20 protein-coding genes are annotated in these 22,776 nt (G+C 66.2%); 7 read left to right on the plus strand and 13 right to left on the minus strand.

Features of this window, described 5'->3' with window-relative positions:
* Positions 1–199: 199 nt before the first annotated feature.
* The 5 genes from B6K69_RS02405 to B6K69_RS02425 form a co-directional block, all read right to left on the minus strand.
* A complete protein-coding gene (locus B6K69_RS02405; protein WP_108642639.1) occupies positions 200–1,285 on the minus strand; it encodes an ABC transporter ATP-binding protein in 1,086 nt (361 codons plus the stop codon).
* Between the two features lie 15 nt (positions 1,286–1,300).
* Complete coding sequence (locus tag B6K69_RS02410; RefSeq protein WP_108642640.1) at positions 1,301–2,920, minus strand: alpha-amylase family glycosyl hydrolase; 1,620 nt, start codon at positions 2,918–2,920, stop codon at positions 1,301–1,303.
* A 9-nt stretch (positions 2,921–2,929) separates the two neighbouring features.
* Positions 2,930–4,069 carry a carbohydrate ABC transporter permease gene (locus tag B6K69_RS02415; protein WP_108642641.1) on the minus strand — a complete coding sequence of 380 codons (1,140 nt, stop codon included), beginning with the start codon at positions 4,067–4,069 and terminating at the stop codon, positions 2,930–2,932.
* Between the two features lie 13 nt (positions 4,070–4,082).
* The gene (locus B6K69_RS02420) at positions 4,083–5,309 is read right to left on the minus strand and encodes a carbohydrate ABC transporter permease (RefSeq protein WP_108642642.1); all 1,227 of its coding nucleotides are present in this window, start codon (positions 5,307–5,309) and stop codon (positions 4,083–4,085) included.
* Between the two features lie 114 nt (positions 5,310–5,423).
* Positions 5,424–6,770 (minus strand): ABC transporter substrate-binding protein, encoded by a 1,347-nt coding sequence (locus B6K69_RS02425; protein WP_108642643.1) that lies wholly within the window; start codon positions 6,768–6,770, stop codon positions 5,424–5,426.
* A 243-nt stretch (positions 6,771–7,013) separates the two neighbouring features.
* Between B6K69_RS02425 and B6K69_RS02430 the strand changes: the two genes are divergently transcribed.
* From B6K69_RS02430 to B6K69_RS02440, 3 genes are read left to right on the plus strand one after another with little or no spacing between them, the layout of a single operon-like run.
* Positions 7,014–8,045, plus strand: coding sequence for a LacI family DNA-binding transcriptional regulator (locus B6K69_RS02430; protein WP_108642644.1), 1,032 nt, complete (start codon positions 7,014–7,016; stop codon positions 8,043–8,045).
* A gap of 28 nt (positions 8,046–8,073) precedes the next feature.
* Positions 8,074–9,405: a GH1 family beta-glucosidase gene (locus B6K69_RS02435; protein WP_108642645.1), complete on the plus strand. Its 1,332-nt coding sequence runs from the start codon at positions 8,074–8,076 to the stop codon at positions 9,403–9,405.
* A 9-nt stretch (positions 9,406–9,414) separates the two neighbouring features.
* Positions 9,415–10,395, plus strand: coding sequence for a glucokinase (locus B6K69_RS02440; protein ID WP_418260217.1), 981 nt, complete (start codon positions 9,415–9,417; stop codon positions 10,393–10,395).
* Between the two features lie 90 nt (positions 10,396–10,485).
* Here B6K69_RS02440 and B6K69_RS02445 read toward each other — a convergent pair whose 3' ends face one another.
* Together B6K69_RS02445 and B6K69_RS02450 are read right to left on the minus strand one after the other, a co-directional pair.
* Complete coding sequence (locus tag B6K69_RS02445) at positions 10,486–11,145, minus strand: alpha/beta hydrolase (RefSeq protein ID WP_108642646.1); 660 nt, start codon at positions 11,143–11,145, stop codon at positions 10,486–10,488.
* Positions 11,142–11,774 carry a DNA-3-methyladenine glycosylase family protein gene (locus B6K69_RS02450; RefSeq protein ID WP_108642647.1) on the minus strand — a complete coding sequence of 211 codons (633 nt, stop codon included), beginning with the start codon at positions 11,772–11,774 and terminating at the stop codon, positions 11,142–11,144. The genes B6K69_RS02445 and B6K69_RS02450 overlap by 4 nt, the downstream gene beginning before the upstream one ends.
* A 40-nt stretch (positions 11,775–11,814) precedes the next feature.
* Between B6K69_RS02450 and B6K69_RS02455 the strand changes: the two genes are divergently transcribed.
* Positions 11,815–13,026, plus strand: a complete 1,212-nt coding sequence (locus B6K69_RS02455) for an MFS transporter (protein ID WP_164681862.1) — start codon at positions 11,815–11,817, stop codon at positions 13,024–13,026.
* A 9-nt stretch (positions 13,027–13,035) separates the two neighbouring features.
* On the opposite strand, the gene B6K69_RS02460 is transcribed toward B6K69_RS02455, so the two are convergent.
* The 3 genes from B6K69_RS02460 to cysS all read right to left on the minus strand — a co-directional run bounded on the left by B6K69_RS02460 (position 13,036) and on the right by cysS (position 17,019).
* Positions 13,036–13,794: a phytoene/squalene synthase family protein gene (locus tag B6K69_RS02460; RefSeq protein ID WP_108642648.1), complete on the minus strand. Its 759-nt coding sequence runs from the start codon at positions 13,792–13,794 to the stop codon at positions 13,036–13,038.
* Positions 13,791–15,428, minus strand: coding sequence for a citramalate synthase (cimA, locus tag B6K69_RS02465; protein WP_108642649.1), 1,638 nt, complete (start codon positions 15,426–15,428; stop codon positions 13,791–13,793). Before cimA ends, B6K69_RS02460 begins: the two co-directional genes overlap by 4 nt.
* Positions 15,429–15,621: 193 nt before the next feature.
* Positions 15,622–17,019: a cysteine--tRNA ligase gene (gene cysS / locus B6K69_RS02470; protein WP_108642650.1), complete on the minus strand. Its 1,398-nt coding sequence runs from the start codon at positions 17,017–17,019 to the stop codon at positions 15,622–15,624.
* Between the two features lie 115 nt (positions 17,020–17,134).
* Between cysS and B6K69_RS18105 the strand changes: the two genes are divergently transcribed.
* Entirely contained in the window at positions 17,135–17,284 is a 150-nt protein-coding gene (locus B6K69_RS18105) for a hypothetical protein (protein ID WP_164681863.1), read from the plus strand.
* Here B6K69_RS18105 and B6K69_RS02480 read toward each other — a convergent pair.
* Complete coding sequence (locus B6K69_RS02480; protein WP_107674363.1) at positions 17,265–17,888, minus strand: DUF6778 family protein; 624 nt, start codon at positions 17,886–17,888, stop codon at positions 17,265–17,267. The genes B6K69_RS18105 and B6K69_RS02480 overlap by 20 nt on opposite strands.
* Positions 17,889–18,071: 183 nt before the next feature.
* Between B6K69_RS02480 and B6K69_RS02485 the strand changes: the two genes are divergently transcribed.
* Positions 18,072–19,460 (plus strand): pyridoxal phosphate-dependent decarboxylase family protein, encoded by a 1,389-nt coding sequence (locus B6K69_RS02485; RefSeq protein ID WP_108642652.1) that lies wholly within the window; start codon positions 18,072–18,074, stop codon positions 19,458–19,460.
* Positions 19,461–19,520: 60 nt separating this feature from the next.
* On the plus strand, positions 19,521–19,997 hold the full coding sequence (locus tag B6K69_RS02490; protein ID WP_108642653.1) for a hypothetical protein: 477 nt from the start codon (positions 19,521–19,523) through the stop codon (positions 19,995–19,997).
* A 25-nt stretch (positions 19,998–20,022) separates the two neighbouring features.
* On the opposite strand, the gene B6K69_RS02495 is transcribed toward B6K69_RS02490, so the two are convergent.
* Both B6K69_RS02495 and B6K69_RS02500 read right to left on the minus strand, forming a co-directional pair.
* Positions 20,023–20,619, minus strand: a complete 597-nt coding sequence (locus tag B6K69_RS02495; protein ID WP_108642654.1) for an outer membrane protein — start codon at positions 20,617–20,619, stop codon at positions 20,023–20,025.
* A 219-nt stretch (positions 20,620–20,838) separates the two neighbouring features.
* Complete coding sequence (locus B6K69_RS02500) at positions 20,839–22,647, minus strand: ABC-F family ATP-binding cassette domain-containing protein (RefSeq protein ID WP_108642655.1); 1,809 nt, start codon at positions 22,645–22,647, stop codon at positions 20,839–20,841.
* Positions 22,648–22,776: the final 129 nt, after the last annotated feature.

Below are 22,776 nucleotides of genomic sequence, written 5' to 3' on the forward strand. Positions count from 1 at the left end.
ACCTGTCGGGCAAGCCACAGCGTTGCGATGTTAGCGCCGCGGAAACCTGTCCATGCTTTCATGCGGCATGGCCAGACCCCGCCCGCCTTTCCCGACCCGGCCCTTGCTGACCCTTTGGGTCGGGCTGGTGTCGGGCGCGGTGCTGTGCGGGCTGTGGTTCGGCCTGGTCAGCCTTGTGGGATTGCCAGGATAACTCGCCTCAGCGGTACAGCAGCGACTTGCCGCTCGCGAAAAGATGCACCTTCTTCGGATCGGCGGTCAGCCGCACCTGCGTGCGCCGCAGTTCCGACCGGATGCCCGGCAGCTTGGCCACGACCTGCGGCTGGTCGCCCGTGCGTTTCAGATGCAGCAGCGTCACCTCGCCCAGGGCTTCGGTGAACTCGACCTCGGCCTCGAACAGGCGATCGCCTTTGGTTTCGACCAGATCCTCGGGCCGCACGCCCACGTTCACCGCCATGCCCTTGTCGGCGGCCTGGGTCGGCACGGCAGAAACGGCAATGCCGCCATTGGCCAGCCGGACCGTGGTCTGCGCCCCGGTCTCGATCACCTCGCCCGGGGTCAGGTTCATGGCCGGGCTGCCGATGAACTGCGCGACAAACTCGTTCTGCGGCCGTTCATACAGTTCCAGCGGGGTGCCGACCTGGGCTATTCCGCCCCCCGCCAGCACCACGATGCGGCTGGCCAGCGTCATCGCCTCAACCTGGTCATGCGTCACATAGACCATGGTGGAATTCGGCATCGCCTCTTTCAACTGGGCGATCTCAAGCCGGGTCGCCACCCGCAGGGCGGCGTCCAGGTTGGAAAGCGGCTCGTCGAAGAGATAGACCTTGGGGTCGCGCACGATGCTGCGGCCGATGGCGACCCGCTGGCGCTGCCCGCCCGACAGCGCCTTGGGCAGACGGTCCAGATAGGGTGTCAGTTGCAGGATGCGCGCGGCCTTGTCGACCGCCTGGTCGATTTCGGCCTGCGATTTCTTGGCGATGCGCAGGGCAAAGCTCATGTTCTCGCGCACGGTCATGTGGGGGTAAAGGGCATAGCTCTGGAACACCATGGCGATGCCGCGCTGTGCCGGGGGCACATCGTTCATCCGCACGCCGTCGATGCTGAAATCGCCGCCGGTGATCCGTTCCAGCCCGGCAATCATCCGCAACAGCGTGGATTTCCCGCAGCCTGAAGGGCCGACGAAAACGATCAGCTCGCCTGTCTTGATGTCAAGGTTGATGTCTTTCAACACCTTGACCTCGCCATAGGCTTTCTCGACGTCCTTCAGAACCAGATCGGCCATTCGTACCCCTCCCTTTCACACTTGCCGCGCCAGGACGAAGCCCCAGCCCGGAAGGTGGATTTCCCCCGTCTCCACCGGCACCGCCCCAAGTTCGGCCCCCACCGTCTGCCATGTTCCTTCGGGCAAGCGGACGATTGCGGCGCCTTCCCCCAGATTGAAGGCGCAGAACAGCGTCTCTTGGCCCCGGCGCAGGAACTGCGCCACGTCGCCCTTGGTGGTGATCGGCCCCATATCGCCGTCGCGCAGCACCGGATGCGCCCGGCGGAAGGCCAGCACGCTGCGGTAATAGGCCAGCATCGACTGCGCGTCGCCCTCTTGCACGGCAACCGCGCGCGTCAGATGCCGGGGATCGACCGGCAGCCAGCCCTTCTCGGCCGTCGAAAAGCCGCCGTTGCCATTGTCCGACACCCAGACCATCGGCGTGCGGCACCCGTCGCGGCCCTTGAATTCAGGCCAGAATTCGATGCCGTAAGGGTCTTGCAGATCGTCGAACCCCACCTCGGCCTCGGGCAGGCCCAGTTCCTCGCCCTGATAGAGGCAGATCGAGCCGCGCAGGCTGGCGAGCAGCACGATATAGCTGCGGGCGGCGGTGTCGGTCAGGCCCCAGCGGGTGATGTGGCGCACCACGTCATGATTGGAATAGCTCCAGCAGGGCCAGGCATCGGGCGCCTCGGCGGCCAACTGGTCGAAGGTCGATTTCAGATCGCCCGCCGTGACCCGGGCCGGCTGAAGCAGCTCGAACGGATAGCACATCTGCACCTTGTCACCGCCCGAGGTGTATTGGGCCATGATCTGCAGGCCGCGTTCGGAATCCCCGACCTCACCCACGGCAGCGGCCCCGTAGGGCGCAAGCGTGGCGCGGAATTTCCGCAGGAATTCAAGGTTTTCCGGCCGGCTTTTGTCAAACAGGTGCATCTGGTGATTGTAGGGGTTCACCTTGGGCGCCGTGCGGTCGTTGCGCTCTTGCGGCGGAAGCGGAGGATTGTCGCGCAAGTTCTGGTCGTGGAAGTAGAAATTGATCGTATCCAGCCGGAACCCGTCCACGCCCCGCTCCAGCCAGAACCGGGTGGCGTCCAGCAAGGCCTGCTGAACCTTGGGGGTGTGGAAGTTCAGGTCGGGCTGGCTGGTCAGGAAGTTGTGCAGATAATACTGCTCGCGCCGGGCATCCCATTGCCAGGCGCTGCCCCCGAAGATGGACAGCCAGTTGGTCGGCGGCGTTCCGTCCGGCTTCGGCTCGGCCCAGACATACCAGTCGGCCTTGGCGTTGTCGCGCGACTGGCGGCTTTCCTTGAACCAGGGGTGCTGGTCGCTGGTATGCGACAGCACCAGGTCGATCATCACCCGGATGTTCAGCTCATGCGCACGGGCGACCAGCGCGTCGAAATCGGCCAGCGTGCCGAACATCGGATCAACGTCGCAATAATCGCTGACATCATAGCCGAAGTCCTTCATCGGGCTGGTGAAGAACGGGCTGATCCAGATCGCATCGGCGCCAAGCCGGGCGATGTGGTCAAGCCGGGGGATGATGCCCTTCAGGTCACCGATCCCGTCGCCGTTCGAATCCTGATAGCTGCGCGGATAGATCTGGTAGATCACCGCGCCGCGCCACCAGTCAGGGTCTTTCTTCAACGTCATTTCTCTCTCTTACTTGACGGAACCGGCCAGCAGCCCGCGCACCAGGAACCGCTGCATGGAGAAGAACACCACAAGCGGCACCGCGATGGACACGAAGGCCGAGGCCGACAGAATTTCCCAGTCTCCCCCGCGCGACCCCATCAGGTTCACAAGGTTGCCGGTCAGCACCTGCTCGCCATTGCCGGTGCCCAGGAAGACCAGCGCGACCAGAAGGTCGTTCCAGGTCCAGAGGAACTGGAAGATGGCGAAGCTGGCCAGCGCCGGAAAGGACAGCGGCAGGATGATCCTGACGAAGATCTGGAAATCCGTGGCGCCATCGACCTTCGCATTCTCGATGATGTCGCGCGGCAGGCCGACCATGTAGTTGCGCAACAGATAGATCGCCAGCGGCAGGCCAAAGCCGGTATGGGCCATCCAGATGCCCAGGTATCCCTTGCCGATGCCAATCCAGTTGTGGAACTGCAACAGCGGGATCAGCGCCAGTTGCAGCGGCACCACCAGCAGCCCCACCACGAAGGCCACCAGCAGCGCCCGGCCCGGAAACTCCATCCAGGCCAGCGCATAGGCGGCAAAGGCGGCCACCAGAATGGGAATGATGGTGGCCGGGATCGAGACCGTCAGCGTGTTGATGAACGCCTGCCCGATGGACTGCCCCGCCAGCGGCGACGAGATCACGTTGGTATAGTTCTGCGTGGTGAACTCGGGCGGGCTTGAAGCGGTGGAAAACACCCGCGGCAACCGCATGTCCTTGGTGGTAACGGGCGAGGTCAGCACGAACGCCCCGTCCGCCTGCACCGTCAGCGTCATGCCGTCGTTCAGCGGCGCGGTTTCGCCCGGGGAAAAGGCCTCGGGCTCACGCGATGAGGTGCCCCAGTGGCTGATCTCCACGCCCTTGGCCGGGAACAGGTTGCCCTCGATCACGAAGGCCCCGTCCTTTTCGGCCTCGGTCCCCGCGATGCGGACGGCGGCCTGCTGGGTTTCCTGCGTGGTCAGCGCCTGCCACCAGCCCGAACTGACGATCTGGTCGCCGGTGCGGAACGAAGACACCAGAAGCCCGAAGGTGGGCACCACCCAAAGCAGCACCAGCGCCACGACCGAGATGTGAACGGCCCAGAGAAGGGCGGGTTTCTTGCCGGCAATATTGTCCATCAGACCCGCCCCTTTACCGCATTTCCTTGCGTGCGTTCCACACGTTCCAGATCAGGATCGGCGTCACCAGCGCCATGATCACCATGGCCGCCGCCGAGCCCATGCCCCAGTCCAGCGAACGGAACAGCTTGTCATACATGTAATTGGCCAGCACCTGCGTCTCCCACTGGCCGTTGGTCATGGCCAGCACGATGTCGAAGACCTTGAGAACGGTGATGGTGATGGTGGTCCAGACCACGACGATGGTGCCCATGATCTGCGGCACCTTGACCTTGAAGAAGATCTGGAACGGGTTGGCCCCGTCCAGAATGGCGGCCTCGATCGTGTCTTCCGGCACGCCACGCAGCGCCGCCGACAGGATCACCATGGCAAAGCCGGTCTGGATCCAGATCAGCACCGCCATCAGGAAAAAGCTGTTCCAGAACGGAATCTGTAGCCAGGCCTGCGGACGACCATAGGGAAGGACGTTGGTGAAGACGCCCAGCAGCCAGACGCCCAGTTCGAAGGCGATGACAAGCGCGACAAGCCCGCCCAGAACGCGCCCGGCCTTGATGAGGGCTTTCTCCTGCCGCCGCGCGTCCAGCACGGGCCGCAGCAGCAGCCAGCCCCCCCAAAGCACCGCCAGCAGCAGCCCGCCCACCAGCACCGCCGGCAGGACGCGCAGGAACAGCACCGACCAGATCCCGCCCTCGAACTTCAGCCACAGCGCGTTCAGAAGGCCGATCTGCGCCACCGCTGCATCGCGGCTGTCATAGACCAGCTTGAAGATCACCGAGGCGCCGACGAAGGAAATCGCCATCGGCATGAAGATCAGCGACTTGGCGATATTGCCCCATTTGATGCGGTCGGTCAGTTGCGCCGCCAGCAGGCCGAAGCCCGTGGCCGCCGCCGGCACCACCACCAGCCACAGCATGTTGTTGCGCAGCGATTCCCCGAACTTGGGCTCCTGGAACATCGCGGTGTAATTGCCGGCCCCGACAAAGCTGCCGTCCTTGCCATGCAGCGACAGCCAGAAGGTCGCGAACACCGGATAGGCCAGGTAAAGGCACAGCAGCACCATTGCCGGAAACAGGAACAGCCAGGGCCTTACGGCATTGGCGCGGTTGATGTTGCGGCCTGCCTGCGGCCCGCGGGCCGGGAACAGCACCTTGTCCAGAAACAGGTTTGAAAGATAGAAGTAGCCCACACAGCCGCCGACACCGACAGCGATGACAAGTAGGGCCTGAAAGGCCGGGTTCATCTGGCGTCCCCTCCACACTGGCAAACAGTTCGACGGCGTCCGGGCCGCGTGCCGGTTGTCCCGGTCTTGCAAGGGAACGGGCCGCGACGGCCCGCCCCGGTGTCTGGCGCCCGCTTACTTGGGCCAGCTTGCCTGGATCGCGTCGGCCACCTCTTGCGCCGACTTGCCGCCGACGAAATCGACCATGCCGGTCCAGAAGCTGCCTGCCCCCACGGAGCCCGGCATCAGGTCAGACCCGTCAAACCGGAAGGTGGTCGCGTTCAGCAGGATGTCGCCCATCTTCTTCATGGTCGGGTCGCCGTAGAGATCGGCATTGACGGTCTTCAACGGCGTCAGGAAACTTTTCTGCGCCATCCAGACCTCATGCGCGATCGGGGTCTTCAGCCATTCGATGAAGGCGCGGGCAGCCGGCGTGTCCTGGGTGATGAAGGCCAGCGTGCCCGCCCCCAGCACCGGCTTGCCCAGATCCTTGCCGGCATAGGCCGGGAAGTAGAAGAAGTCGGCATCCTGCCCCACGACCGTGCCTTCCGGGAAGAACGACGGAATGAAGCTGGCCTGATGGTGCAGATAGCACTGCGGCGGTGAGTTAAACAGGCCCTTGGGGCTGTCACGGAAGTCGGTCGAGGCCACCGCTGCGGCGCCTCCGGCGACAAAGGCATCGTTCTTGGCGAACCAGCCGAAATCTTCGATGGCTCCCACCACTTCGGGGCTGTTGAAGGCCAGCTCGTTGGTGGTCCAGCGGTCATAGACATCGGCCGGCTGGGTGCGCAGCATCAGGTCTTCCACCCAGTCGGTCGCCGGCCAGCCGGTCGCCCCGCCGCTGCCCAGACCAATGCACCAGGGCGTGCCGCCATCGGCCACGATCTGTTCGGTCAGCGCCTTCAGCTCTTCCATGGTCTGCGGCACTTCATAGCCCGCATCCTCGAAATTCTCGGGGCTGTACCAGACCAGCGATTTCACGTCGATCTTGTAGGGGAAGGCGTAAAGCGCCTTGGTTCCGTCCGGCCCGGCATAGCTGCCCAGGCCGACCCAGCTATCCCCGGCGGCATAGTTCTCGGCCAGCCATTTCTGCGTGTCCTCGCCCAGCGGGGTGACGAAGCCGCGCTTGACCAGATCGGCGATCAGGCCGGGCTGCGGCAGGATCGCGATGTCGGGCGGGCTGCCGGCCTGGGCGTCGATGACGATCTGCTGCTCGTAATTCTCGGACGACGAATAGTTGACCTTCACCCCCGAAGCGGCGGTGAAATAGGCCAGCATGACTTCGACAAGAACCTGATCTTCCCCGCGCCAGGGACCGAAGATCGTCAGCGTCTGGCCTTCCAGATTGGTTGCCTCGTCAAAGGCCTTGTAGCTGTCCCAGTTGAAGGCCCCTTCGCCGATGGGGAATTTCAGATCCTGGGCCAGCGCACCCTGCGCACCCAGAGCCAGCACCGCGGCGCTGACATAAAGCCTCGTCATCATTCGCAACCCTCCCGGTTTCCCCGCGCAGCGGCGGGGCAATCACCCGAAGCGGCAGAATCGACACCAAACCGCTTTGGGTGGGAAACCCTTGCCGATCCGCCCTTCTGAGTCAAATTCAAAGCGCTTTTGCACCCGCAGCAATGACCTGCATCAACTGGATTGGCTGTAAGCGAATGGCTTTGACTCCTGCCACCGGGGCGATAATGTTCATCCGATTGAAACCGTTTTGGGCGCACATCAGCCATGAACCTGAAGGAACTCGCCACCAAGCTGGGCCTGTCGCCCACCACGGTGTCGCGTGCGCTCAACGATTATCCCGAAGTGAACGAAGTCACCCGCCAGCGGGTCAAGGCGGCTGCCAAGCGGCACAACTATCACCCCAATGCCCGCGCCATCCGGCTGGCCACGGGCCGCGCCATGGCCATCGGCCACGTCATTCCGCTGGCCACCCGGCATGAGATCGTGAACCCCGTCTTCGCCGATTTCATCGCCGGCGCGGGCGAGGTCTATTCCCGCAACGACCATGACATGGTTCTGTCCGTGGTGCCCGATGACGAAGAGGATGCCGCCTATCGCGCGCTGCGCTCCAAGGGCAATGTCGATGGCGTCATCGTGCATGGCCCCCGGATGGAAGACCACCGCATCGCCCTTCTGCATGAGATCGGGCTTCCCTTCGTGGTGCATGGCCGCGCCTCGGGTGTGACGCTGCCCTACCCTTGGGTCGATGTGAACAACCGCCGCGCCTTCCGCCGCGCCACCGATTTCCTGCTGGACCTTGGTCACCGCCGGATCGCGCTGGTCAACGGGCTGGAGTTCATGGATTTCGCCATGCGCCGCCGCGGCGGCTATGTCGAGGCGCTGACGGCGCGCGGCCTGCCGCCTGATCCCGCGCTGATGGACAGCAACGAGATGACCGAGGTTTCCGGCTACCGCGCCGCGAAACGGATGCTGGCCTCCGCAACGCCGCCGACCGCTTTCCTGGCCTCGTCGATGATTTCCGGCATGGGCATCCGCCGCGCGCTTGAGGAACACGGCCTGAAGCTGGGCCGCGACATCAGCATCATCATCCATGACGACGATCTGTCCTACATGAAGAACGGCGAGGATGTGCCGATCTTCACCGCCACCCGGTCCTCGGTGCGCGAAGCGGGGCGGATCGCTGCCGACATGCTGCTGGGCCTGATCGCCCACCCGCAAGGGGTGCCGCCAACCCGCCTGCTTGAGGCCGATCTGGTGATCGGCCAGTCCACCGGCCCTGCCCCCCTGGCAGTCTAGGCCCCGCTTTCACTGTAAAGGTCTGACCATGCTGCCTGCCCGTGCCCAGTTCCCAGAAGGCTTTCTTTTCGGCACCGCCACCTCGGCCTATCAGATTGAAGGTCATGCCTTCGGCGGCGCCGGCCGCACCCATTGGGACGATTTCGCCGACACGCCGGGCAATGTGGTCCGGGCCGAAACCGGCGCGCGCGCCTGCGACCATTACCACCGCTGGCCTCAGGATCTGGACCTGATCGCCGGGGCCAATCTGGATGCCTACCGCTTCTCGGCCAGTTGGGCGCGCGTGCTGCCCGAAGGGCGCGGCACCCCTAACCCTGAGGGCCTTGATTTCTATGACCGGCTGGTCGACGGCATGGTCGAGCGCGGGTTGAAACCGGCGCTGACGCTCTATCACTGGGAACTGCCCTCGGCGCTGGCCGACCTTGGCGGCTGGCGCAACCGCGACATCGCCGGCTGGTTCGCCGACTATACCGAGGTGCTGATGCGCCGCATCGGGGATCGCATCTGGTCCGCCGCCCCGATCAACGAACCCTGGTGCGTCGGCTGGCTGTCGCATTTCATGGGCATCCACGCCCCCGGCCTGCGCGACATCCGCGCCACGGCCCGGGCCATGCACCATGTGCTGCTGGCCCATGGCCGCGCGATCGAGGTGATGCGCGGCCTTGGCCACCGCAACCTTGGCGCGGTCTGCAACCTGGAATGGGCCGATCCGGTGGATGACAGCCCCGAAGCCGAAGCCGCCGCCGCCCGGTATGACGCGATCTACAACCGCTGGTTCCTGGGCGCGATCTTCCGCAAGGAATACCCCGCGCTGGCGCTGGAAGGGCTTGAACCGCACATGCCCCCCGGCTGGCAGGACGACATGGATCTGATCGGCACCCCGGTGGACTGGTGCGGCCTGAACTACTACACCCGCAAGAACCTTGCCCCCGCCCCCGGCCCCTGGCCGCAATATGCCGAGATCGACGGCCCGCTGCCGAAAACCCAGATGGGATGGGAAATCTATCCCGAGGGGCTTGAGAAATTTCTGCTGCGCACCCAGGCCGAATATTCCCGCGGCCTGCCGATCTACATCACCGAAAACGGCATGGCCTCGGCGGAAGTGCCGGTCGTGGACGGCATGGTCGATGACCCCGAACGCATCGACTACCTGTCGCAGCATCTGGCCGCCGTACAGCGGGCCATTGCGCAGGGGGCCAATGTGCAGGGCTATTTCTGCTGGTCGATGCTGGACAATTATGAATGGTCGCTCGGCTATGAAAAGCGGTTCGGTCTGGTCCATGTCGATTTCGACAGCTTGAAGCGGACCCCGAAATCCTCGTATCTCGCCCTGGCGCGGGCCCTGGCGCGCAACGGTTAGGAGGGTGCGATGATGGACGGACTGGCGCTTCTGGCAGACATCGGCGGCACGAATACCCGCGTGGCACTGGCGCAAGGGACACAGGTGCTGCCGGACACGATCCGCCGCTTCCCGAACGCCGATTACAAGGCGCGCGGTCAGGACATCGCGCAGATCCTGCGTGACTATCTTGACCAGACCGGGGCGCAGGTGACCGGGCTTTGCGTGGCCGCCGCCGGCCCGGTGCAGGATGGCGTTGCCAGCATGACCAACCTCGACTGGACGATGGATGCGCCCAAGCTGCGCGCGGCCAGCGGCGCGGGCCGGGTGGCGATCCTGAACGATCTTCAGGCGCAGGGACATGCCCTTGGGCATATCGCCGCCGCAAACCTGCGCCCGGTGATCGAGGGGCCGCAGGTCAAGGGCGGCTCGATGCTGGTGGTGGGGCTGGGCACCGGGGTGAACGCCGCCCCCGTGCATGGCCACGGCGCGCAGCGGGTGGTTCCCGCCTCGGAATGTGGCCATGTGAACATGCCCGTCCGCAACGATGAGGATTTGCGCCTGATGCGCTTCATCGAGGCGCGGCTGGCCGCCGAAGGCGAGATTGCCCATTGCGGCGTGGAAGAAGTGCTGGCCGGGCGCGGCCTTGGCAACCTTTGCGCCTTTGCCGCAGCCGAGGCAGGCCGGTCAGACAGCCGCAAGTCGGCCGAGGTGCTGGCCGATCTGGCGGCGGGCGAAGCCGTCGCCACCCATGCCGCACGGCTTTATACCCGCATCCTGGCGCAGACCCTGGCCGATCTGGCGCTGATCCACCTGCCCTATGGCGGCATCTACCTGATCGGCGGCATGGCCCGCGCCATGACCCCGCATTTCGCCCGTTTCGGCCTGACCGAAACCTTCCGCGAACCGCGCCGGGTTGACCTGCTGACGCAGGCCTTCTCGGTCACCGTGGTGGAAGACGACTACGCCGCCCTCACCGGCTGCGCCGCCTGGCTGCAAGCCTCGGCCTGACCCGGCCCGCGACCCCGGCCCGCTTTCATCTGTCCGAAAATATCCCGGGGGAGTCCTCGCCCCCGGGGGCGAGGACGGGGGCAGCGCCCCCTAGCCCGGCAGCCGTTCGCGCAGGAACTGCAAGGCCACGCCAAGCCCATCCGGCGCGATGCCGTGGCCGGTGCCCTTCATCACATGCCCATATGTCTGGAAGCCCGCCGCAACCAGCGCGTCGCCCGCCCGGCCCATGTCGGCGAAGGGAACCACCGGGTCTTCATCGCCATGCACCAGCAGCACGGGCGGCTTCACCACCGCCTCGGCCGCCAGACGCTCGGGCGCCAGCAGCCGGCCCGAGATCGCCACCACCCCGGCGATGGCCTCTGCCCGCCGCGGCGCGACCTGCAGCGACATCATCGCCCCCTGGCTGAACCCGACCAGCGCCAGCGCGGCGGGGGTCAGCCCCTCCTCGGCCAGACGCGCGTCAAGAAAGCCGTTCAGGTCTTGCGCAGCCCGCAGCAACCCGTCGCGTGCCGCGTCTTCGGTGCTGCCGTCCAGCCACGGGATCGGGAACCACTGCCGGCCGAACGGGTTGCCCGAACAGGGTTCGGGCGCGTCTGGGGCGAGGAAGGCCGTGCCTGGCAGATGCGGCGCCAGCACATCGGCCAGCCCCAGCAGATCGGCCCCGTCGGCCCCATAGCCATGCAGGAAGACCACCAGCGATGTCGCCGTGCCGGCGGCCGCGCCCTTGCGGCCGAACTCAAGCTCTCTCATCCGCCCACTCCTTCGCGGCCCTTTGCCACCCGGTAGTAGGCCCACAGCACGCGGGCCGCAACCGCCCGCCAGGGCCGCCAGTCCTCAGCCAGCGCCCGCAAGGCCCGTTCGCCCGGCCGTTCGGGCAGGTCGAACAGCAGCCGTGCGCCTTCCTGCAGCGCAAGGTCGCCCGCGGCGAAGACATCGGCGCGGCCAAGGGCGAACTTGGCATAGATCTCCGCCGTCCAGCGCCCGATGCCCGGCACCGCGACCAGCGTCGCGATCACCGTCTCGTCGGGCATCTGCGCCAGCGCGTCATAGTCGATGCCGGCCTGCGCCAGCGCCAGCGCATAGCGCGCCTTCTGCCGGCTCAAGCCAGCCGCCCGCAGCGCCACTTCATCCGTCGCGGCCACCGTGGCCGCATCCAGAAACCCCGCCGCCGCCATCCGCGCCCGGATCGCCGCCGCCGAAGCGACCGAGACCTGCTGCCCGATGATCGCATCCATCAGCGCGGCAAAGCCGCCGGCATGGCGGCGCAGCGGCAGCGGCCCCACCTCGGCCAGCGCGGCGGCAAAGCGCGGCTCGCGCGCCGCCAGCCAGGCCGCGCCTTCGGCCACGTCCTGCGGCCCCTCGATGATCCGTCCGACCATATGCCCCCCTTGCAGGCCCTGCCCGAACCCCCTACGCCTGATGCCCATGTCAGACCGCATTGCCAAACGCAACGTCGCCGTTCTGGTCGCCGCCCAGGCGATTCTGGGCGCGCAACTGCCGATGATCTTCACCGTGGCGGGCCTTGCCGGCCAGTCGCTGGCGCCGAATGCCTGCTGGGCCACGCTGCCGATCTCGATGGCGGTGATCGGCTCCATGCTGACCGCCACGCCGATCTCGGCCTTCATGCAGCGCCATGGCCGCGCGGCCGGCTTCGCGCTTGGTGCGGCGGGCGGCGCCATCGGCGGGGCACTGGGGGCCTGGGCGCTGTATATCGCCAGCTTCCCGCTGTTCTGCCTTGGCGCCCTTTTCACCGGCATCTACATGAGCGCGCAAGGGTTTTTCCGCTTTGCCGCCGCCGACACCGCCTCGGCCGAGTTCCGGCCCAAGGCGATTAGCTGGGTCATGGCGGGCGGCCTTCTGTCGGCTGTCTTCGGCCCCGAACTGGTGAAGCTGACCGACGACATGCACGTCGTCTCGTTCCTTTACACCTATGTCCTGGTTGTGGTGCTGAACGTGGTCGGCGTCGGCCTGTTTGCCCTGCTGCGCATCCCGCGCCCACCGGTCCCCGTGCAGGGCGCCCCGCTGGGCCGCAGCCGGGGCGAGCTGATCCGCACCCCCGCCATCGCCGTGGCGATGATCTGCGCCACCGTCTCCTATGCGCTGATGAACCTGGTCATGACCTCGTCCCCGCTGGCGGTGGTTGGCTGCGGCTATCACAATGACGATGCGGCGAATATCGTGCAGGCGCATGTGCTGGCGATGTATCTGCCCAGTTTCTTCACCGGCCATCTGATTGCCCGCTTCGGGGTGGAACGGATCATCGCGCTTGGCCTGATGATCCTGGCCGGGTCCGGCGCGGTGGCGATGTCGGGCGTGCAGCTTGAGAATTTCTATGCCGCGCTCATCCTGCTGGGCCTTGGCTGGAACTTCGGCTTCATCGGCGCCACCACGATGCTGGCCGGCGCGCAGCGCCCCGAGGAACGCGGTCGCCTGCAAGGCCTGAACGACCTGATCGTGTTTGGCGGCGTGACGCTGGCCAGCTTCTCGTCCGGCGGGCTGATGAACTGTTCGGGCGGCTCGGTCGAGGCGGGCTGGCAACTGGTCAACATGGCCATGTTGCCCTTCCTGATCGCCGCCGGGGCCGCGCTGATCTGGCTTTGGATGCGGCCGCAGGAATTCCGCAGCCGCTGATCACGGCCGTTACCAGCGCCCCGACAGGGCCTGCCACAACAGCCCGCCGCGCCGGCGGAACTCGGGCAGATGCAACCGCCCTTCCGTCACCGCCGCCGGCTCGCGCGCCGCCAGCGCCAGCAGGCCGCCCGCCTGCCAGCCCGCCAGCAGCGCCGGGGCCAGACCGCGGGGAACCGTGGCCCGCGCCGCCCGCGCCTGCGCCAGCCGGTCCAGCCCCGCTTGCGCCAGATCGGCCACCTCAACGCCTTCGGGCAGCGGATGCCGGCCCCGCGCCACAAGCTCTGGCACCGCGCGCAGGAAATTCGCCAGCCCCGCCGCCCAGCCATAGGCCCGTACGGCGGCCTCGGCCCCGTCCGGCGCCCCCAGCGCGCGCGCGGCCAGCCACATCAGCCCGCCGGCGGTTTCCTGAATATAGCCGTCAAAGGCCGCGCGATCCTCGAACGGCTCGCGCCAGACATCCCAGCGCCGCGCCGCAACCAGCCGGTCCAGCACCGCAACCGGCAGGCCCGCGTCGCGGATCAGCGCCTGCAAGGGCCCGGCCACCTCATGCGCACGGGGGCTGTCCTCGGTCACCACGTCGCGCCAGAACTGCAGCCGCATCTCGGCGATCAGCGGTTCCTGCGTGACCCAGGGCGCCCGCGCCACCTCCAGATTGAAGGCGTAAAGCGGCAAAAGCTGTTCGCGCGCCCACAGGGGCGCGGCGCGCACGGTCAGAAAGCGGTCAGGATCGCCGCGTTCCACCAGCCGGGCGCAGGCCTCAAGGCTCATGGCGCCACGGCCTCGACCGGCTGGCCGATGTCGCGGATCAGCTTCCACTGGATCGCATCCAGCAGCGCCTCGAAGCTGGCATCCACGATGTTCGGGCTGACGCCGACCGTGGACCAGCGCCGCCCCTGCCCGTCCTCGCTGTCGATGATGACCCGCGTCACCGCCTCGGTCCCGCCTTGCGTGATGCGCACCTTGAAATCGACCAGTTTCATGTCGTCGATGCAGGCCTGATAGGGCCCCAGATCCTTGGCCAGCGCCTTGGCCAGCGCGTTGACAGGCCCCCGGTCTTGCCCCGTGCCGTCCATGCTGTCGCTGACCGACATCGCCTTGCGGCCACCGATCTTGACCACCACCACCGCTTCGGAGAGCGAGATCATCCGGTCATACTTGTTCTTCCGCCGCTCGACCGTGACACGGTAGCGCTTGACCTCAAAGAAGGCGGGGCACAGGCCCAGTTCGCGGCGGGCGACCAGTTCGAAACTGGCCTGCGCCCCGTCATAGGCATAACCCTGATCCTCATGCTCCTTCACCACCTCAAGGATGCGGGCCAGACGCGGATCTTTCGGATCAACCTCGATGCCGGCGCTGGCAAGGCGGGCGCGCAGGTTCGACTGGCCGGCCTGGTTCGACATCGGAATGACGCGGGCATTGCCCACCGTCGCCGGGTCGATGTGTTCATAGGTGGTGGGGTCTTTCAGGATGGCGCTGGCATGGAGCCCGGCCTTGTGGGCAAAGGCGCTGGCGCCGATATAGGGCGCGCTGCGCAGCGGCACCCGGTTCAGGATGTCGTCCAGCATCCGGCTGGTCTTGAGCAGCCCTTGCAGCGCCTCGGGCGTGACGCCGGTCTGAAAGCGGCCGGCATAGGGTTCCTTCAGAAGCAGCGTCGGGATCAGGCTGGTCAGGTTCGCGTTGCCGCAGCGTTCGCCAAGGCCGTTCAGCGTGCCCTGGATCTGGCGGCACCCCGCATTGACGGCAGCCAGAGAATTGGCCACCGCATTGCCGGTATCGTCATGGCAATGGATGCCAAGGCGGTCGCCGGGGATGCCGGCGGCAATCACCTCGGCCACGATGCGGCCCACATCCGCCGGCAGCGTGCCGCCGTTGGTATCGCACAGCACCACCCAGCGGGCGCCCTCGTCCAGCGCAGCGCGCAGGCAGGACAGGGCATAGGCCGGGTCGGCCTTGTAGCCATCGAAGAAATGCTCGGCATCGAACAGCGCCTCGCGGCCCAGGGCGCGCAGGTGGCGGAAGGTTTCGGCAATGGCCTCGCGGTTCTCGTCCAGCGTCACGCCAAGGGCCGTGGCGACGTGGAAGGTATGGGTCTTGCCCACCAGACAGACCGTGCCGGTGCCGGCGTTCAGCACGGCGGCCAGCACATCGTCATTGGCCGCAGACCGGCCCACGCGCTTGGTCATGCCGAAGGCGGTCATCCGCGCGCGGGTCTGCGGGGCCGTGGCGAAGAAATCGCTGTCGGTCGGGTTGGCGCCGGGCCAGCCCCCTTCGATGTAATCAACGCCAAGCCGGTCAAGCGCCTGGGCGATCTGGGCTTTCTCGGCGGCCGAGAACTGCACGCCCTGCGTCTGCTGGCCATCGCGCAGGGTGGTGTCGAATAGGTAAAGGCGTTCGGGGGTCATGGCATGGGTCCGGGCCGGGCGCCCTGCGACGGGGCGCTTTGCAGGGCAAGCAAGCAAGTGGGGTTGTGTGGGCGTTTCAGGATTCTGTTAAGAGGCGCCCCAGTCAGACTCCAAATTCCTTCGAAGGAATTTGCAATTTTCTTCGAAGAAAATTGCCAGGAGTTTTCAAAAACTCCGGGGCTGTGCACGGCGATCACTTGAGGGCCTCAAGCTTTGCGGCGTCAAAACCGGGGCCGGGCACCAGTTCGACACCGGCCTTCGACATGCGGACCTCAACGCCGGCGGCAATCAGCGCGGCTTTCATCGCATCGACCGCCGAAAAGTCCTTCGAGATCATGGCCTCAGCACGAAGGCTGGCAAACTGCGTGGCCTGCCCCGACAGATCCACATCCGGCTCCTTCGCCCAAGCTGGGATGCCTTGATCAAGGAACCCGAGCAGCCCAAGACTGGCGCGCAAGGACAGGCTGTCCCCGGCATGTGCCAATTGGTGCAGTTCAGAGATCGCCTGTGCCGTATTCAAGTCATCCGCCAAGGCATTCATCACGCCAATATAGGGTTCGGCGTTGTCGATCGCGTCCGCTGCTATGCGATAGAACTTTCGCAGCGTCGCCTCCGCCTGCGCCGCCTTCTCCGCCGTCCAGTCCATCGGGCTGCGATAATGCGTGCTCAGCAGGACAAACCGGATCACCTCGCCCGGAATCCCCTTGTTCAGCAGATCGCGCACGGTGAAGAAATTGCCCAGCGACTTGGACATCTTCTTGCCCTCGACCTGCAGCATCTCGTTATGCAGCCAATAGCGGGCGAACTGGCCCTGCGGATGGGCGCAGCAGCTTTGGGCAATCTCGTTCTCATGGTGGGGGAATTGCAGGTCCAGACCGCCGCCGTGGATGTCGAAACTGTCGCCCAGCAATTCATAGGACATGGCCGAGCATTCGATGTGCCAGCCGGGGCGGCCCCGGCCCCAGGGGCTGTCCCATCCCGGCAGGTCGGCATCCGACGGCTTCCACAGAACGAAATCCATCGGGTCTTCCTTGTAGGGCGCGACCTCGACCCGCGCGCCGGCGATCATGTCGTCGACGCTGCGCCCCGACAGCGCGCCATACTCCTTGTAGGACCGCACACGGAACAGGACATGCCCGTCCACCGCATAGGCGTGCCCCTGCCCGATCAGCCCCTCGATCATGGCAATCATCGCGCCGATGAATTCGGTCGCCCGCGGTTCGTGGCCGGGCCGCAGCGCGCCAAGCGCATCCATGTCGGCATGATACCAGGCGATGGTTTCCTCGGTCCGCTCGCGGATCAGCTCTTCCAGCGTCTCCGGCCGGCCAAGCGCCTTCCTGCGCTGCGCCTCGGCGTTGATCTTGTCATCCACGTCGGTGAAGTTGCGGACATAGGTCACATGATCGGCGCCGTAGACATGGCGGAGCAGCCGGTACAGCGTGTCGAACACCACCACCGGCCGGGCATTGCCCAGATGCGCCCTATCATAGACGGTGGGGCCGCAGACATACATCCGCACATTGGCCGGATCGAGAGGAACGAACTCCTCCTTCCGGCGGGTCTTGGAATTGGTCAGGCGGATGGTGGTCATGTCAGTCGTCCCAAGGCGCAGGCAGGCTTCACCCTCGCGCGGGGACGGCTTTTCATCCGGGGGAATGACGAAGCGCCCGCGCGACCGAAGTCAGCGGGTAATGCAGCAGATGCGGATGTTGCGCAACGTCGTCATGCGGGGAAAACTAGCGCGCTTTTCCGGCGCCGCCAACAGGAAAACACCGGCCGCGCATGACAAAGGGCGGCAGATCGCTCTGCCGCCCTTTGCCGCGAAAGAAGGCGCGATCAGTCGCCAGCGCGGCTGAAGCTGTTGCGCGGATCGGCGGCCAGGCTCAGCCAGCCGGCGATGGTGGTCGCCACATGGGCGGTGATCTGCGACCGCTGGGTTTCCCCGCGGGCACGGGCCGCCTTCATCTGATCACCCGACAGGGCCGGGAGCGAGGCTTCGATCTCGGTCGGCGCAACCAGAACTTCGCCGGTGCGGGCGTCAACGACGCTGGCGGTGAAGTGGATGTTGTGCACGCCGGCATTCTGGAAGCGCTGCTCGGCTTCAAAGGTCAGGGCGTGGAAGCGGCTGACAACGATGTCGAGATAGACGCCACGCTTGCCGCGCAGGCCCGACGCGCCGCGGGTGACCGCGTTCTTCAGCAGGGCCGCGACTTGCGCATGACGGTCGCCCAGCGGATCTTCGCGCCAGACAATGTCGGCAGCCGGAAGATAGGTGTGGGCTTCGCTGACCTTCAGCGATTGGGGAACGTTCACGCGCACACCGGCCAGCTTCCACTGACGGGAAACATCGGCGGGGATCGGCGCGGCATAGGCGGTGTGGAACGTGCCACCAACGCAACCAGCGGTCAGGGCAGCCGCGGCAACACCGGCGACAAGAACAAAACGACGGGAAACAGGCATTCGGTACCTCCTTAGCGAAAAACCGCCAGCACGGGCGGGGTGCGGGCATGACAGCGCCCCGGAAAGGAACTGGCTTTTTCGGGCCGGCCTCCGCACGAAGCGACCTTCCCATACCTCAGCCATCAACACTTGACGAGAGTTTTTCTCCATCTGATCAGGGTGTCACAGGCAGGAGAGGCCGCCATGGATCATGAAGAGCTGAAGCATTGGTCGAAGCGGGCGGCCGACTGGACAGCCGAATACCACCGCGGGTTGCGCGATCACCCCGTCAGGGCAAAAGTCGAGCCTGGCGCCATTGCCACGGAATTGCCGCAGTCCCCCCCGGAATACCCCGATTCGCCCGCAACAATCTGGGAGGACTTCTGCCGGATTGTCCCCAAAGGAATAACGCACTGGCAGCACCCCCGGTTCTTCGCCTACTTCCCGGCCAATGCCGCGCCCGCCTCGATGCTGGCCGAGCAACTGGCCAATGCGATGTCGGCGCAGGCGATGCTGTGGCAGACCAGTCCCGCCGCGACCGAGATCGAACAGGTCATGATCGGATGGCTGACGCAGGCGCTGGGTCTGCCATCAGAACGTGTAGGCGTGATACATGATTCGGCCACGACCGCGACGCTGTCGGCCGTTCTGACCATGCGCGAACAGGCGCTGGACTGGGCCGGCCTGTCCCGGGGCCTGTCGGGGGCGCCACGGCTGCGGATCTATGCCAGCCCCGAGACCCATTCCTCGGTCGACAAGGCGGTGCGGCTGGCCGGGATCGGGCAGGACAATCTGGTCAAGGTGCCAACCGACGCAGGCCTGTCGATGAAACCCGGCGCCCTGGCCGGGGCGATCCGGGCCGACCGGGCGGCGGGGATGCTGCCGGTGGGTGTGATCCTCTGCGCCGGATCGACCGGCGTCGGGGCCTTCGACCGCATCGCCGATTGCATCGCCGTGGCCCGCGCCGAAGGGCTGCCGGTGCATGTCGATGCCGCCTGGGCCGGATCGGCGATGATCTGCCCCGAATTCCGCACCCTGTGGGCGGGCATCGAAGGGGCAGACTCCATCGTCTTCAACCCGCACAAATGGCTGGGCGTGCAGTTCGATTGCGCGGTGCAGTTCCTGCGCGATCCGGGGCCGCAGGTGCGGACCCTGGGGTTGCGGCCCAGCTATCTGGAAACCGCCGGACGGGAAGAGATCATCAATTTCAACGAATGGACCGTGCCGCTTGGCCGGCGGTTCCGCGCGCTGAAGCTGTGGTTCGTGCTGCGGGCCTATGGTCTGGAAGGGTTGCGGACACGCATCCGCAACCATGTGGCCTGGGCGCGCGAGGCCAGCGAGGCGCTGCGTGCCCTGCCGGGGCTGACCATCGTCACCGAACCCTCGCTGTCGCTGTTCAGCTTCCGGCTGGAGACTGAGGAGGCAACGGCGGCGCTGTTGCAGCGGATCAACGATGACGGGCGGATCTATCTGACCCAGACGCGCCACCAGGGGGAATTCGTGATCCGGGTGCAGGTGGGGCAGTTCGACTGCACCCGCGCGGATGTGCAGATGATCCCGGCGGTCGTGGCCGATCTGATGCGGGAAATCTGACCTGTCCCGCGGTCGGCCCCGGTGGCACAATGCCCCCATCCCCCGCGGACGGAGATCGCGATGCTGATGCGCCCTGCCCTGGCCCTGGCCCTTCTGGCCACCCCTGCCCTTGCGAAATCGCCCCGGGACATGATGTTCCCGTCGGATGCAAGCTGCTACCTGCGGCAATACACGCCGCTGCATCTGGCCGGCCACCCCGATCAGCGGGTGACGCTTGTCGCGCTGGGGCCGGTCTCGGGGGAATGGGGCGATCCGCGGTATCTGGTGCTGACCGTGGCGCTGCATGTGCGCGGCACCTCGGAACGCTATCAGGCGGTCGCCTATTGCGAGAACGAGTCGGACCACATCTATTGTCAGATGGAGGGTGATGCGGGCGGATTCGTTCTGACACCGGGCCGTGACGGCGCCGTTCGCATGGCGCTGGGGCGCGGCGGCATCGGGTTCGAGGGGGCACAGGATTTCCTGGAACTCTCCGGCACGACGGGCGACGACCGGGTGTTCCTGCTGCCGGCCGTGCCGGCGGACGCCTGCCCCTGAGGGCAGGCGCCGGGCGCTTTGCGGATCAGAAGCGGAACGAGACCTTCGCCGCGACCGTGGTCGCGTCAAGATCGACGCCCGAATTGTCGAAGTTGTCGAACTTGTGGGCCAGCACTTCACCGCCCAGCGTCCATTTGTCGTTCAGCGCATAGTCAAGACCGGCACCCAGGAAATAGCCGTTGTCCGACAGGCTGGCCCCGCCAACCGTGGCATCGGCCCAGGCAACACCCGTGGTTGCGTAGACCAGCGTCTTGCCCAGATCGGCACCCGCCATCAGCTTGATGCGGGTCACATTGTCCAGCGTGCCAAGGTTGCCGCCAAGGTCGGTGTCGTACTTGTCATAGCTGCCTTCGACACCCAGAACGGTCTTGCCCAGATCCCAGCGATAGCCGGCATGGACACCACCGCCCCAGCCATGGCCGTCAAGCCCGGCACCGTTGGAATCGATGTCGCCATAGCCGACCTGACCACCCGCGTAGAAGCCCGACCAGTCGGTCGAGGGCATGTAGACCGGCGCCGGGGCCGGGGTCACGACAGGTTCAACCACCGGGGTCGACAGGCCACCGGCAAAGGCCGGGGCGGACAGCGCCGAAGCGGCAAGAATGATCGCAAGTTTTTTCATGTTCTGCTCCTTGGGTTCGCCGACAAACCAGACCCAAGGGGGGCCGGCTGCGGCAACGCCCCTAAGGCTGGGCTCGCGCGGCAGGAGAAGCAATGACACCTCACGACCGCTTGAAGTGTCGTGTGCTGCGGTGGCGGAGGCTGGCCGATCAACGCCACCGAACCGGCCAGAACCAGCCGATCCGCGCCAGATCACGCAATCGGGACTGGCCTCGCCCTGTCAGGCCCGCTCGGCCAGCGCCAGCCATTCCTCTTCTGCGGCCTGCAAGGCAGCCTGCCGTTCGGTCAGCCCGTCGCTGGCCTTGCGGAACTTGACCGGCTCTTTCGTGAAAAGGTCGGGCTGGGCCAGAAATTCGGTCAGCTTGGCGATTTCGGCCTGCAACCGCTCCATCAGCGCGGGCAGATCGTCGAACCGCTTGCGCTCGGTAAAGGTCAGGCCAGGCGCCTTTGGCTTATCTGCCGGTTTCGCATCTTCCTTGCGGGCCGCGGGCCGAAGCGCCGCAGCGGCGGCGTCCACCGCTTCCGGCCGCTGGGCAACATAATCCGACCAGCCGCCGGGATAGACGCTGGCCCGTCCGTTGCCCTCCATCGCCACGGTGGTGGTGGCCACGCGGTCGATGAAATCGCGGTCGTGGCTGACCAGCAGCACGGTGCCGTCAAATTCGCCCAGCGTGTCTTGCAGCAGGTCCAGCGTTTCCACGTCAAGATCGTTGGTCGGTTCGTCCAGGATCAGCAGGTTCGATGACCGCGCCATGATGCGGGCCAGCAGAAGCCGCGCCTTCTCGCCCCCCGACAGCGATTTGACCGGCGCCCGCGCCTGCGCGTCGGTGAACAGGAAATCCTTGAGATAGCCCACCACATGCCGCGGCACACCGCGCACCATCACCTGATCGGACGCGCCCGAGACCTGCATCAGCGGGTCATTCGTCAGGCTGTCCCAAAGCGTCGCCTCGGGGTCCAGCGCCGAACGGGTCTGGTCGAAAACCGCAATCTCAAGGCTTGTGCCCAAGGATACGCTGCCGGAATCCGGCGGAAGATCGCCCGTCAACATCTTGAGAAGCGTGGTCTTTCCCACGCCGTTCGGCCCCACGAAGGCCACCCGGTCGCCGCGCAGAACGCGCAGATCGAAATCACGGACAATGGTCTTGTCGCCAAAGGTCTTGGTCAGGCCCTTCGCCTCGATCACCTTCTTGCCCGACACCGGGCCGCTTTCCAGTTCCAGCGCGGCGGTGCCCTGCCGGCGGATCTGCGAGGCGCGTTCCGCCCGCAGCGCCTGCAAGGCGCGGACGCGGCCCTGATTGCGCTTGCGGCGGGCGGAGATGCCTTCGACCGCCCATTTCGCCTCGGCCTTGATCTTGCGGTCCAGCTTGTGGCGGGCCTCGTCTTCCTCGGCCCAGATGGTTTCGCGCCACTCCTCGAACCCGTCGAACCCGGATTCGCGGCGGCGCACCTCGCCCCGGTCGATCCAGAGCGTGGCCTTGGTCAGCGCGCGCAGGAAGGCGCGGTCGTGGCTGATCAGCACAAAGCCGGCGCGGGTCTGCGCCAGTTCGGCCTCAAGCCATTCGATGGCCTGAATGTCCAGGTGGTTGGTCGGCTCGTCCAGCAGCATCAGCTCGGGCGCTTCGGCCAGCAGCTTGGCCAGCGCGGCGCGGCGGCGTTCCCCACCCGAAGCCGTGGCAACCGGGGTTTCAGGGTTGAACTTCAGCCCCTCGGCCACCACGGCAAGGCGATAGGCTTCCCCATCGGGCAGGCCTTGCGCGGCATAGTCGCCCAGCGTGGCAAAGGCCGACAGGTCCGGGTCTTGCTCCATATAGCCGACCGTCACCCCGGCGGGCACGATCCGCTCGCCCCGGTCGGCCTCGACCAGACCGGCCATGACCTTCATCAGGGTGGACTTGCCGCTGCCGTTGCGGCCGACAAGGGCCACCCGGTCGCCCGGCTGGATCACCAGCGACAGGTCGTCAAAAACGGGATCGCCGCCAAAGGTCAGCGAAATGCGGTTCAGTTGCAGAAGGGGTGCGCGCGCCATGGGCCGCAGGTATGCGGGGAACCGGCCGCCGTCAACGGGGGGCGTCAGGCACCGAAACGCCGCCAACCCGGCCCGCCGCCGCAACCGACATCTGATTTGCCGCATTGGAACCTTGCGCCGGGGGCCACC

This window comes from Pseudogemmobacter blasticus (assembly GCF_003071405.1).
GTDB classification, from domain to species: Bacteria; Pseudomonadota; Alphaproteobacteria; order Rhodobacterales; family Rhodobacteraceae; genus Pseudogemmobacter; species Pseudogemmobacter blasticus.